Source organism: Vibrio sp. SCSIO 43153, from assembly GCF_023716625.1.
GTDB classification, from domain to species: domain Bacteria; phylum Pseudomonadota; class Gammaproteobacteria; order Enterobacterales; family Vibrionaceae; genus Vibrio; species Vibrio rotiferianus.
Genome location: NZ_CP071856.1, coordinates 627809 through 641755, shown reverse-complemented (window position 1 = coordinate 641755; position 13947 = coordinate 627809). Strand labels below are relative to the sequence as shown.

Genomic DNA, 13947 nt, shown 5'->3' with positions numbered 1-13947 from the left:
CGTCCTGAGTCAATGAGCACATGCTCTGTCAGCGTTTCACTGACTGCCATCCTTTCGGCAGTCGACGTCAGAATTAGAGTATAGATAAGTGATTGAGCTGGGGCGGTTCCATACACAGAACAATCAATTATCTGCACTGAAAAAGGCTGGCACACCGGTCGGGGGGATTGATGCAGCAAGCCACACCAAAAGTCGGGGTAGTAGTGCTGACCGCTGTGCCAGAGAAAGAGCAGGGCGGGGAAACCCTGCATTTAGTCTTACTTCATTAAAGCGTCGGTGATTTGGAATCCGTAAATCAGAATGAGACCGATGATGCCTGTTACTACTAGGTAGTAGAACGTTGGGATAACCGTCTTACGCAGCGTTGCACCTTCGCGTCCTAATAGGCCAACCGTTGCGGATGCAGCCACCACGTTGTGGATAGCAATCATATTGCCCGCAGCAGCACCCACCGCTTGCAATGCAACAACAACAGCACTTGAGATGGTGAGTGTCTGTGCCACTTCGAACTGGAATTGGCTGAACATCATGTTTGACACAGTATTAGAGCCAGCGATGAATGCACCAAGGGCACCAACAGTCGCACTCAACGCCGGGAATGCTGAGCCAACGAGTTCTGCCGCGAAGTTAGCCGTCGTTACAGGCATACTTGCTAGCTCTGCACCGTTGACACCTGAGTTAATAAAGATACGAACCATAGGGATGGTGAACACGAGTACGAAACCTGCGCCGATTAACGTCTTGCTCGACTCGCCAAACGCTTTCCCTAGTGATTTCGCACCACCACCTTGCAGAAGAACGGCAAGCAGTGCAACGAAGACTAGGATGCCACCCGGAAGGTATAGAGGTTGAATTGCCGTGCTGATACCAGTCTCGCCAAGAATGTTGCTAAACGATAGGCTTACACTCTTAAGCAGACCTTTGAACTCAGGGCTTACGCGGCTTGCCACTAGGATAACTGCTAGCATCACGTATGGTGCCCAAGCTTTAGTTAAGCTCATTGGTTTGCCTGGGTTGTCATCAAGATTGATCTTGAGGGAGCCCAACCATTCTGCTGGCCATTTATCTTCGCTCTCGAAGTCCCATTTAGTTTTTGGTACTAGGAAGCCTTTTTTCGCCGCAGTGACTACAATTGCCAGACCAACTAGACCACCGATTAATGATGGGAACTCAGCTCCTAGGAACACGCCAGTGAGTGCGTAAGGAACGGTGAAGGCAATGCCTGCGAATAGTGCGAATGGCAGAATATCTAGACCTTCGCTCCAGCTTTTATTTTTACCGAAGAAGCGAGTCAGCATCATTGCCATAAGTACAGGAATTAGAGTACCAACCGTTGCGTGAATCATTGCAACGCTTGAGGTGATTTGTTGCAGGTAGGCATCCCATGTTGAGCCATGAGCAACCAGCGCTTCACCGATGTTGTGTGTATCTAGGCCTTTATTCACACCGACGATGATTGGCGTACCAACCGCACCAAATGATACTGGCGTAGATTGGATCATCATGCCCATCAGTACCGCGGCAAGAGCAGGGAAGCCAATCGCGACCAATAGTGGGGCTGCGATGGCCGCAGGCGTACCGAAACCAGACGCACCTTCAATGAATGAACCAAAACACCAAGCGATGATGATGGCTTGCACGCGACGGTCGGCTGAAATATCAGTAAATCCATTGCGGATAGTGGTGATCGCGCCAGTGTGTTTTAAAGTGTTGAGCAAGAAGATGGCACCAAACACGATCCAAAGAACTGAGACAGTAATACCTAATCCTTGGAAGACAGATGCCAGTACGCGAGTAGCTGACATATCCCAAAACATTAGGGCGATAGCGACGGTTAAACCGAACGCAACAGGCATGGCTTTTTTAGCAGGCCAGTTGAGACCAACCAATAAAATGGCGGCGACAACAATTGGCGAAAACGCCACAAGGGCAAGTAGGGTTTCACTCATTGGTACATCCTCGTACGCTGACTTCTCGAACGGCTTTATGCTGTAGAGATGATTTTTGTTGTAATGGTTTTGTTAATTTGGCGTGAATTTACCCCTTTATTTTTTATAGATATAGGGAAATAATGAAATTAATTTATTCCAAAAGTGACATAATCGATGCGTGCAGATGACCTAATCCTGTTCTCTCAGGTAGTTGAAATGGGCAGTTTTAGTAAGGTGGCTGAAGAAAATAACCTTACAAATTCGGTAGTTAGCAAGAGGATTGCTCGACTGGAAGAAGAAATTGGCGCTCAGCTATTATATAGAACTACGCGTAAATTGACCCTGACCGAAGCGGGAAAGGTTTTGTTACACAGTGCTAAAAATGTGAAGCAAGCCACTCAGGAGGCTATGGATGCAGTTTCAGGCTTTGGTGAGAATGTCAGTGGACATATCAAAATGTCGGTGCCGACTATCTCAGGTGATTTGATCTTGGCGGACGCGGTTGCAGAGTTTTGTAATATGCATCCTGGTTTAACAGTAGATATGTCGCTTGATAACCGCTTTGTTGACTTGGTCGCTGGTGGATTTGACTTGGTGATTCGTACCGGCTATCTAGAAGATTCGAGCCTGATAGCGAGGCATATTCTGGACTCTCAGTGGGTGGTGTGTGCTTCTCCTTCCTATATTGCTAAACATGGCAAGCCCATTGAACCGATCGACCTGACGACGCACAACTGCTTGCAATACGCCTACCAAACCACAGGGGCAACCGACTGGCAGTTCAAAGGTAAAGATGGCGACTATATTGTAAAAGTCTCCGGTTGCTTCTCTACAGATAACGCAACGGCACTGCGAAAAGCTGCCTTGGGTGGGCATGGTATCGCTTACGTACCGCGTTGTTTGGTTTACCACGATATTCGCAGTGGTGAGCTGGTGGACATTTTCCCTGAGTTGGTCGGCAAAAAGCTCGGCATCTACGCGGTTTATCCTTTTACTCGTCAACCGCCGAACAAAGTGAAGCTTTTGATAGAACACATTCGAGAGCGATACCTCACTATCTCGCATTACTTTTAGTTGGTTCATAAATATAAGAAATGTTTCAATCTATTGGTTGAAATTCGGTGTTTGAACCCTAAGGTAGGTATTGAGAATAAGTCTCAACAAAATAATAAAACAAAACACTTAACTTCAAACGGAGTAACACGGACGTTATGCATTACCCAAAAACTCGTAAAGATTCAGTCGTCGACACTTATTTTGGTCACGACATTGCAGACCCATATCGCTGGCTAGAAGACGATCTCAGCCAAGAAACCGCAGAGTGGGTTTCAGGGCAAAACTCAGTGACCTTCGATTACTTAGGTCAGATCCCTTTCCGCCAACAAATTCGCGATTTAGTAGCGAACAGTCAGAACTACGAAAAGTACTCTCAACCTTTTGTTCATGGTGAATACACTTACGTCTATAAAAATGATGGTTTACAGAACCAGAGCGTTTTATACCGTCGCAAAGGGGATGAAGAGGCGGAGATCTTCCTAGATCCAAATACCTTTTCAGAAGAAGGAACGACATCGCTTGGAGAAGTGAAGTTCTCTAAAGACGACACACTTGTGGCGTATTCCATTTCTGAAGGTGGCAGCGATTGGCGTAAGATCTTCGTCATTGATGTAGAAACTAAAGAGCAGCTTGAACCTGAAATTGTCGATGCTAAGTTCACCACTATTTCTTGGCTTGGTAACAAAGGCTTTTACTACGCTAGCTATGACAAACCAAAGGGCAGCGAGCTTTCGGCTCGTACTGAGCAGCACAAGCTTTACTACCATGAGTTAGGTACACCACAATCTCAAGACAAAGTGGTCTTTGGCGCGTTGGAGTCACAAAAGCATCGTTATGTAGGGGGAGTGACCACCAAAGACGATCGTTTCTTGATTATCACAGGTGCGGAATCTACATCAGGAAACCGACTGTTTTATGTGGATCTCACTTCGGAAGAACAGGCAGTTATCACGCTTCGAGATACAACCGATGGTGATACGTATTTGATTGATAACCAAGATGATACCCTGATTTTCTACACCAACTTAGATGCGCCTAACGGTAAGGTGGTTGGTTACCACACCCAAACTCAACAATGGGAAGAGATCATTGCCGAGCAGGAACAGCCACTGGATATTAGCAAAGGTGGTGGTTACTTGTTTGCGACTTACATGGTCGACGTTTTGTCTAAAGTTCAGCAGTTTACTTATCAAGGTGAGTTAGTACGTGAAGTTACTCTACCTGACCAAGGCACCGTATATGGCTTGCAGGGCAAAGCAGAAGATAAGACGCTTTATTACACCTTTACTAACTACGTGACACCACCAACCATCTTTTCTTTTGATGTAGAAAGCGGTGAGTCAGTACTTTATAAAGAATCGAAAGCACCGTTCGACCGTAAAGAATACGAATCTCAACAAGTGTTCTACACCTCGAAAGACGGAACAAAGGTGCCGATGATCATCTCATATAAAAAAGGCACCAAACTTGATGGCAGCGCGCCAACCATGCTTTATGGCTATGGTGGCTTTAATATTAGTTTGACTCCTATGTTCTCAGGAAATGTCGCAAACTGGTTAGAACTTGGAGGCATCTACGCAGTCGCTAATATGCGTGGCGGTGGTGAGTATGGTAAAGCTTGGCACAATGCGGGTACTCAACAACAAAAGCAAAACGTATTTGATGACTTTATTGCCGCGGCGGAATACTTGATTGAGCACGACTACACTAGCTCAGAGCGTCTTGCGATTCGTGGCGGCTCAAATGGCGGTTTGTTGGTCGGTGCATGTATGACTCAACGACCAGAGCTGTTTAAAGTGGCGATTCCTGCGGTTGGTGTATTGGATATGCTTCGCTACCATACTTTTACTTCTGGTGAGGGGTGGAAGTACGATTTTGGTACCTCTGAGCAAAGTGAGGCGATGTTTAAATACATCCTAGGCTATTCACCAGTGCACAACGTGAAAGAGGGCGTTTCATACCCAGCAACGCTTGTAACGACCGCAGACCACGATGACCGTGTTGTCCCTGCTCACTCATACAAGTTTATCGCAGAGCTGCAAGACAAGCATCAGGGAGACAATCCTGTGCTGATTCGTATTGATGTGAACGCAGGTCATGGTGCGGGTATGCCATTGAGCAAACAAATCGACCTTACTACCGATGTTTACGCGTTTGCATTGCTCAATATGGGAATTGAAAAGCTCGATATTTAATGGACGTTTACTGGTGCAAACCATCAAATTTAATGCACCAGACTGACAATAAAAAATGCCGCGACTTCTATCGCGGCATTTTTCATGGTTGGGGGAACTCAATTTGATTGTTAGGGTGACTAAGCCTAACTTTGAACCAACCAGTCTCGGCGGCCAAACCGAATGGCAGCTATACCATTTTCGGGACTGTGACGACTTGTCGTCACAATATAACTCTAGTTTATGTATATGAAACAGTGATGAATTTAAGCAGCATCATGTTGATTTTCATTGTTTTCAAGATCAAATGAGGCATCAATCAGCTTTCTTGTGTAATCACTCTTCGGATTATGGAAGATTTCTTCTGCAGTGCCTTGCTCCATCACTTCTCCTTTTTGCATCACGAGTACACGGTCAGAGAGCGCTTTTACTACAGAAAGATCATGACTGATAAACAGGTAGCCGATGTTGTGCTTCTTCTGTAGATCTTTTAGCAAATCAATCACCGTTAACTGAACAGAGCGGTCCAGTGCCGATGTTGGTTCATCAAGCAGAATGAAAGAAGGCTCTAGGATCAACGCGCGCGCTATGGCGATACGCTGACGCTGACCACCAGAAAACTCATGCGGGTAGCGATTAATGGATGCAGGGTCGAGACGCACTTCACGAAGCACATCTCGAGCTTTTTGCATTCGTTCCGCTTTGCTCATTTGAGGTTGATGTACAGTGAGTCCCTCTGTGATGATCTCACCAACTGTCATACGTGGAGAAAGTGAACCATATGGGTCTTGGAAGACCATTTGTACATCTTTTTTCAGTGCAAAGCGTTCTTTATCAGTCAGAAGCGCTAGGTCTTGCCCTTTGAACTGGATTTTACCAGCTGATGGCAATAATCCGATCAATGCACGACCAAGCGTTGATTTGCCTGAACCAGACTCGCCAACGATACCAAGCGTTTCACCTTGTTTTAACTCTAAGGAGATCCCTTTCACTGCTTCAAAGTATTCATTTTTGCTCGCAATAAAGTGAGGTTTTACAAGAAACTTAACACGAATGTCGTCTGCTCTGAGTAGCTCAGTTGCACCTTCTTCGATAGGATCTTTATTGCCTTTCGGAATCGAGTTAATCAGCATCTTGGTGTAATCATGCTGAGGGTCAGAGAAGAGCGTTTCTGTGATGCCTTCTTCGACCACTTCACCTTTACACATCACTAATACTCGGTCAGCAAAGTGCTTCACGACACCTAAATCATGAGTTATGAAGAGAATTGCCATTCCCATTTTGGCTTGGATCTCTTTGATCAGGTAAAGCACTTCAGCTTGAACGGTCACGTCGAGCGCCGTAGTTGGTTCATCGGCTATAAGAATATCTGGCTCGTTAATCAATGCCATCGCAATCATGATGCGTTGCAGCTGACCGCCAGAGAACTCGTGTGGATACTTATCGTACGCTTGTTGGGGATTTGGTAGATGTACTAAATCAAACAGTTCGAGCACTCTAGCTTTAGCTTGTTTTTTAGTCACTGAGCGATGGCATATGATCGCCTCCGCTACCTGAATTCCAACGCGCATGTATGGATTAAGAGACGTCATTGGCTCTTGGAAAATCATGCCAATGCGATCGCCACGAATGCTTTGCATCTGGCGCTCAGATTTATCCAGAATCGATTCACCTTCAAAAGTGATAGAGGAGTTGGAGTGCAAAATAGCGTTATCTGGTAGCAGTCTCATCAACGCATTGGTTGAAACTGACTTGCCTGAACCAGACTCGCCTACGATAGACAGTGTTTCACCAGCTTGTAGATCAAAGCTAACATTCTTTACTGCATCGACGATACCATCGTTTGTCGTAAAGCTGACAGACAGGTTGTTCACCGAAAGAATGGTTTGTGTGGACATCACGTTTCCTTGTGTACCGAGTTGTAATTACTTTTATTGCTGTCGAATTTTGTCGCGGCAGGTTCCTATGCCGAGATGCTTAATTGTATAGTGGAGTCACACCTGATTCTGCTGCAGTCATGGCTTGCAAGTACAAGAACTGCTCATGGGCGCGAGTCACATTATCAAGTTCAATCATCCATTGCGCGTTGCGTTGTGCAGAGCAAAACGCAGCCATATGAGCTAACAAATCTTCACTCTGCTTGCTAAGCAATTGGCTGACTCTACTGATTAGGTCATGGCTTTCTAGCTGCAAGAACTGGAACAACGCATAAGATTGGTTAAGTGCTGAAAATGCTTCTTGTTGAAGTCCCAGTTTGTTGAGTATTTCTGATTGCGCAACGCTGGCGTCGCGCAAACCACTAATTAAGCATATGAACTGACACGGCTTGGTTTGTTCGTTTTCGAGTGCAGAATGAATATGACTTGGTAAATGACTGAGCACATCTTCGTACAAGCGATGAGCTTCTGGCCAGTGGCCTTGCTCCATTAGCTGCTCTGCTTTTAAGTAGCGCATCCAGCATTGCTCAATATTCATCTTTGTCTCCACAAAATTCGATTTGAGTAGATATTAAATGAAATTAATTATCAATTGCAAGTGCGACTTGTTTTCATTTTAAAAGCATATAACTGTTCGTAAAATGTCCAATTGAACTGCGGTGGAAGATAAATCACTTAAATTTAAACAAATTATCTCTACACTGAGGTAAAGACAATAAGAAAAAGGAGGCAAGTATGGCAGTACAAAGATTGGAACCTAAACAGCTGTATTCAGCAGCTGATTTGGAAAATATGCCATGTAAGTCGACCAAGGAATTACCTCCAATTGATGAGATCGTAGGCCAAGAACGCGCACAAAAAGCGGTTGAGTTTGCTATGTCAATCAAGGAGAAAGGGTACAATATTTACGCCATCGGTCAGAATGGCCTAGGTAAGCGCACGATGATTTTGCGTTATCTAAATCGTCATCAGCATGATGACGCAGCGCTGTTTGATTGGTGCTATGTCGCGAACTTTGAAGACACTCGCATACCGAAGGTGCTCAAATTGCCATGCGGTATTGGTAATAAGCTGAAAGCGGACATTGAAAAGTTGATGGGCAAATTACTTAACGCGTTGCCCCTCGCATTTGACAATGAGATGTACTACAGCCGTGCCGATCGCCTGAAGAACCAGTTGGCTAATAAACAGCAACTTGAGCTCGATAGCATCAGTAAAGAAGCAAAAGAAAAAGGCATTAGCTTAACTATCACTACTCAGGGTGACTATCAGTTTGTTGCGATGAACGGTGAAGAGTTACATACCGAAGAATCGTTCGACGAGCTCAGTAAAAAAGAACAAGAGTACTTTAGCAGCAGCATTGATGAGCTAGAAGTGAGTTTGCGTAATATGATACGTGAACTGACTGAGTGGGAAGAGACGTTTAGCGAAAAAATCAAGAAGCTGAACGATGACGTGACATTAGACGTGATCACTCACTTTATCAAACAGTTGAAAGTCGATTACGCTGATTATTCGGAAATCAAAACTTACTTAACCGATCTGCAAAAAGATATTGTTGAAAACGCCGACATTTTCCTTGAACAGAGTGGTGAGCAAGGTGAAATCGCAACGGCGTCGTTGGATAAAAAACTACCACGTCGCTATAAAGTGAACGTACTGGTCAGCCGTAACAACACTGAATTTCCAATCGTTGTTGAAGAAAACCCTAACTACCACTCATTGTTTGGTTCAATTGAAACTGCGACCTTTAAAGGTACAGTGTTTACCGATTTTTCTTTGATTCGAGCTGGAAGCCTGCATAAGGCAAACGGTGGTGTGCTACTGATGGATGCACAGAAGGTGCTTGAGCAGCCTTATGTGTGGGATGGATTAAAACGAGCAATTCGCTCTCGCCAGCTAAGTTTCACCTCGCTAGAGAAGGAAGTTACACTAACGGGTGCAGTGTCGTTAGATCCAGAACCAATTCCTCTGGATATCAAGATCATTTTGTTCGGTGATTATCGTACTTATCAATTGCTGCAGCACTATGATCCGGAGTTTGGTGAGCTATTCCGAGTTACCGCTGACTTCGAAGACGAGATGAAACGCACACCGGATTCAGAGCTGCAATATGCTCGTTTTATTTCTAGTGTGGTAAACGATAACAACATGCTCCATTGCGATAAGAAAGCCATCGCACGTATTATCGAGTACAGCTCACGCTTGTCTGGTGACCAAACCAAGCTTTCACTTCACTCTGCGAATATCGCCAACTTATTGCGAGAATCGAACTACGTCGCTCGCCAAGCGAACTCCAACATGATTCGCATTGGACACGTGGAAGAAGCGCTGAGCAATCAGGAAATGCGAGTGAGCCGCTTGCAAGATAGTGTGATGGAAACCTTCGTTAATGGAACGACCTTGATTCACACTGATGGCTCTGCCATCGGGCAAGTGAACGCTCTATCGGTGTTGAGTACCAGCGATCACATGTTTGGTGCGCCAAATCGAATCACAGCGACAACCTGTTACGGTGACGGTGATGTGATTGATATTGAGCGTAGTGTGGATCTGGGTGGCAGCATTCACTCAAAAGGGGTCATGATCCTGTCGGCTTATTTGTCGTCTGTGTTTGGGAAGACAGCGCGTGTTCCGCTGACAACGACAATTACCTTTGAGCAATCATATGGCGGCGTTGATGGTGATAGTGCAAGCATGGCTGAGTTCTGCGCTGTAGTATCGGCGTTCTCGAAGCAACCAAACCGTCAGGACATCGCTATCACAGGTTCGATGAACCAGTTCGGAGAAGCGCAGCCTATCGGTGGGGTCAATGAGAAGATCGAAGGCTTCTATGATGTGTGTGAAATCAAAGGTCGTCATGCTGGGCAAGGGGTGATCATCCCACGCTCGAATGTGCACAATTTGATGCTTCGTTCTGACATTGTGAAAGCAGTAGAGAAGGGAGACTTCCACATCTGGGCGATTGATCACGTCACTGAAGCGATCGAGCTATTTACAGGGAAAGCCGCTGGTGAGCCAACAGATGAAGGGTCATATCCAATTGATACGATATTCGGTTTGGCTCAAGCGAAACTGAACTCTCTACGAAAATAGCTGCATTAATTCCTATATCTTTTGAGATAAAGACATAATTTTTCATAAATAAAAATAACGACAATATTCCGACGGAATGTCGGTATATTGTCGCTAACTTTATGAAATTATGTGCCTTTTACCTAGACAAAATTGTGATCTACCTCTAATATTGGCGCGTTGTTTATTCATGTGGGAATAATCCCACAGGCATGGAAGCAAAGACCAATCTATCCGAGGCTAATCATGCAGTTTTCATTGAAAAATCTGTCAGTACGAACGCAGGTACTTGTCCCTGTACTCTTTACCGCATTCGCATTGTTTATTGCACTGTGGATCACAAAAAATAACCTTCAAGCTGAGCAAGAAGTTGTCGCTTCAAACTCAGATTCTCTTGTCTTTTATAAAGATACCCTTGCTCATATTGATGACCAAGTTTACCCATTGCGTATCAGTGCCGTTTACGCGATCTATGACGTTTCTCGTCGAGATGGCTTCTTAAATGAGTTAAAAGCAGGCATGAAAGAGATTGAGTCTGATCTAGACAAGATCGAAGCCCGCGAAACGTTCCGTAAAGAAGCCGTTCAGGTTCGTAAAGGGATTGAAGCTTATGTTGATTACTCAACTCGCGCTGTAGAGTTCTTTAATCGCCATGATCGCGGCCAAGTATCGGATAGCGAATACCGTAACTTTATCTCTCAATACCGCCGCGTAGGTAACGAGATGGTATCAACCATCAATGCGTTATCTCAACGCGTTAACGAAATTGCTACTGAAGCGACAGCAAGCAGCAACCGTGAGAACATTCGCGTTCAAAACAATGCGATGATCACTGTTCTATCAGTATTTGTATTCTCGCTTGTCGGTGCCTGGTTCTTGTCAGGAATGATCGTTACACCAATTCAAAAACTGCAAGAAGTGATGCGTAAGCTGGCAGGCGGTGACCTTTCAGTGCGTGCCGATGTTGACGGTGATAACGAGATTTCTCAGTTGAGCAAAGACGTAAACCAGACAGCTTCTCAACTGCACGATACGGTTGACCACTTGACTCGCATTAGTGAAGAGGTTGCGTCTGCTTCAACAGAACTAGCGGCAGTTATGACTCAAGCTGAAGCGAATGCTCAACAAGAACTAGCAGAAATCGAGCAGGTTGCTTCAGCTGTTAACGAGTTGGCAAGCACAGCAAACAACGTAAGCGATAATGCAACTTCAGCAGACGCGACAGCGCGTGAAGCGGATGGCCTAGCACAATCTGGCTTAGCAATCTTCCAAGAAAGCGCGCAAGCAAGTGAGCAAATGTCGCAAGCACTAAACGACGCTGCACAAGTTGTAATGCGCTTGAAAGACCAGTCAGTACAAATCAACGATGTGATTGAAGTGATTCGTGGTGTTTCTGAGCAAACGAACCTGCTAGCACTAAACGCGGCGATTGAAGCAGCACGTGCTGGCGAATCTGGTCGCGGCTTTGCTGTTGTTGCGGATGAAGTGCGTATGCTTGCAGCTCGTACTCAGGATTCAACTCAAGAAATCTCATCGATTATCGAAGAGCTTCAAGCACAGTCGGGTCTGGCGAATGACAGCATGCAAGTTAGTCTAGAAATGCTGGCTCGAAACAATGAACTGACGCAACAAGCGAATGATGCACTTGTCGGTATTACTGAGTCGGTAGCAAACATTAATGACTCAAACACTCAAGTAGCGACAGCGGCTGAAGAACAGTCTCAAGTAACACAAGACATTAACCGTAATGTGGTGAATATGTCGGAGCTAGTAAACCAAAACGTTGCTGGTATTAGCCAGAGCGCAAGTGCAAGTACAGAGCTTTCTCACTTAGCTGAGAAGCAGAAAGAGCAACTAAGTTTCTTCAAACTGTAATAGCGATTGTTGATAGCAATAATAAAAATCCCCGAGCATTGGCTTGGGGATTTTTTTTGAATCTAGGAAAATATACTCCAGCACTTCAATGTTATTTGGGCATAGACATTTTCTTTCTTCTTGCTAGTGAGAGAATTTTGTTGTCGTGACGATAGTGGGATTTTGATAGTCGCTTGACGTACATTTCTATACGATGCCTGCCCTTTTTATAAAACAATATGCATTAATATTGAGGCGAAAATGCAGGCTTTATTAAAAACTTGTCAGTTAGAATGCAAGTATTGCTGCCAGTTTTGGCAACCGCATTGGCGGTAATGGTTGCGCTAGGTATTGCTCGTAATGATTTACAAGCTGAATTAGAGAAGAGCACTCAAAATAGCGAGTCCGTGATTCATTACAAAGACCTTTTGGCAACGATAGATAATCAGGTTTACCCCCTCCGAATTAGTGGCATCTATGCCATGTATATCCCAGAACGTAGATCGGCATTTGTGTCTGAGCTCAATTCTATATCTAAAGACATCCATCAAGAGCTGAATCAAATTGCATCCAATCCAGCGTACCGCCAGCAAGCGATGGTAATGAAGGACAAAGTGGACGCTTACATTAAGCATGCACACGACGTGATTGATACTGTGTCGCGCTTTGAACAAGGGTTGTTATCCAATGCTGAGCGAGAAGCTGTAATCACTAATTATCGTCGAGCAGGCAATGATATGGTGGCAGTAATGAATGCCCTTTCAAAACGTGTCAATGAAGTTGCTGCTGCAAGTATGAAGCAGACAGAAGCCGAGAGCCAACGCGTACAGAGCAATGCGACAATGATTGTTTTGTCAGTATTCGCATTCTCGCTGTTATGCGCTTGGGTTCTGTCAGGAAAAATTGTCACACCGATCGTCAGCTTACAACGAGTTATGCGTGAGTTAGCTCAAGGGAATCTGAATGCTCGAGCAGAGTCTGATGGTAAAAATGAGTTGGCAATGTTGAGTAAAGATGTCAACCAAACTGCGGAACAATTGCGTAGCACTGTTGACCAGCTTATGCGGATTAGTGAAGAAGTTGCATCGGCCTCTACTGAGCTGGCAGCGGTGATGACTCAAGCAGAAGCCAATGCGCAGCAAGAGCTAATCGAGATAGAGCAAGTCGCCTCGGCTGTTAATGAATTGGCTAGCACAGCAGACAATGTTAGTAGCAATGCAACATCTGCTGATTCAACAGCTCGTGAAGCTGATGGGTTAGCAAAGTCAGGCCTTGCTGTGTTTAAAGAAAGTGCGCAAGCCAGTGAGCACATGTCACAAGCGCTAACAGATGCAGCCCAAGTTGTGCAGCGTCTACAATCGCAATCTGAGCAAATCAGCAATGTGGTTGAGGTAATCCGAGGCGTTTCTGAGCAGACCAACCTACTAGCATTAAATGCGGCGATTGAAGCTGCACGCGCAGGGGAATCTGGACGTGGATTTGCTGTTGTGGCGGATGAAGTGCGTATGCTTGCTGCGCGCACTCAGAAATCAACGGAAGAGATTAAATCTATCATTGAAGAGCTTCAAGCGCAGTCTGGTTTGGCGAATGAAAGTATGCAAGTGAGTCTAGACATGCTTTCAAAAAACAATGAGCTTGCCCAACAAGCAAATCATGCACTTGTCGGTATTACGGAATCAGTAGCAGATATTAATGACTCGAATACTCAAGTCGCAACAGCTGCTGAGCAACAGTCACAAGTCACTCAAGACATTAACCGAAACGTGGTGAACATGTCTGAGCTGGTCAACCAAAACGTGGCAGGAATCAGCCAAAGTGCGGCCGCGAGTAGTGAGCTTTCCCTTTTGGCAGAGAAGCAAAAAGAGCAATTGAGTTTCTTTAAAATATAAAAAAATAAGGCGCTATTGGCGCCTTATTTTT

Annotated in this window: 8 protein-coding genes; 5 read left to right on the top strand and 3 right to left on the bottom strand. The window is 45.1% G+C overall.

The features are described 5' to 3' along the window. Nucleotides 1–257: 257 nt before the first annotated feature. Complete coding sequence (locus J4N37_RS19020; protein WP_045457497.1) at nucleotides 258–1949, bottom strand: L-lactate permease; 1692 nt, start codon at nucleotides 1947–1949, stop codon at nucleotides 258–260. A gap of 156 nt (nucleotides 1950–2105) precedes the next feature. On the opposite strand from J4N37_RS19020, the gene J4N37_RS19015 reads away from it, so the two are divergent. Both J4N37_RS19015 and J4N37_RS19010 read left to right on the top strand, forming a co-directional pair. Beyond that, a complete protein-coding gene (locus J4N37_RS19015) occupies nucleotides 2106–3005 on the top strand; it encodes a LysR family transcriptional regulator (RefSeq protein ID WP_010450976.1) in 900 nt (299 codons plus the stop codon). A gap of 137 nt (nucleotides 3006–3142) precedes the next feature. Further along, entirely contained in the window at nucleotides 3143–5182 is a 2040-nt protein-coding gene (locus J4N37_RS19010; RefSeq protein ID WP_252043115.1) for a prolyl oligopeptidase family serine peptidase, read from the top strand. A 245-nt stretch (nucleotides 5183–5427) separates the two neighbouring features. Here the strand turns inward: J4N37_RS19010 and J4N37_RS19005 are convergent, their stop codons facing one another. Further along, on the bottom strand, nucleotides 5428–7059 hold the full coding sequence (locus J4N37_RS19005; RefSeq protein ID WP_252043114.1) for an ABC transporter ATP-binding protein: 1632 nt from the start codon (nucleotides 7057–7059) through the stop codon (nucleotides 5428–5430). A gap of 79 nt (nucleotides 7060–7138) precedes the next feature. Then, complete coding sequence (locus J4N37_RS19000) at nucleotides 7139–7636, bottom strand: hypothetical protein (RefSeq protein ID WP_045391037.1); 498 nt, start codon at nucleotides 7634–7636, stop codon at nucleotides 7139–7141. Nucleotides 7637–7833: 197 nt separating this feature from the next. Between J4N37_RS19000 and J4N37_RS18995 the strand changes: the two genes are divergently transcribed. The 3 genes from J4N37_RS18995 to J4N37_RS18985 all read left to right on the top strand — a co-directional run bounded on the left by J4N37_RS18995 (nucleotide 7834) and on the right by J4N37_RS18985 (nucleotide 13916). Continuing rightward, the gene (locus tag J4N37_RS18995) at nucleotides 7834–10194 is read left to right on the top strand and encodes a Lon protease family protein (protein WP_010450984.1); all 2361 of its coding nucleotides are present in this window, start codon (nucleotides 7834–7836) and stop codon (nucleotides 10192–10194) included. 225 nt (nucleotides 10195–10419) lie between these two features. Continuing rightward, nucleotides 10420–12048, top strand: coding sequence for a methyl-accepting chemotaxis protein (locus J4N37_RS18990; RefSeq protein ID WP_045391040.1), 1629 nt, complete (start codon nucleotides 10420–10422; stop codon nucleotides 12046–12048). Between the two features lie 272 nt (nucleotides 12049–12320). Continuing rightward, nucleotides 12321–13916 (top strand): methyl-accepting chemotaxis protein, encoded by a 1596-nt coding sequence (locus tag J4N37_RS18985; protein WP_252043113.1) that lies wholly within the window; start codon nucleotides 12321–12323, stop codon nucleotides 13914–13916. The last annotated feature ends 31 nt before the right edge of the window (nucleotides 13917–13947 follow it).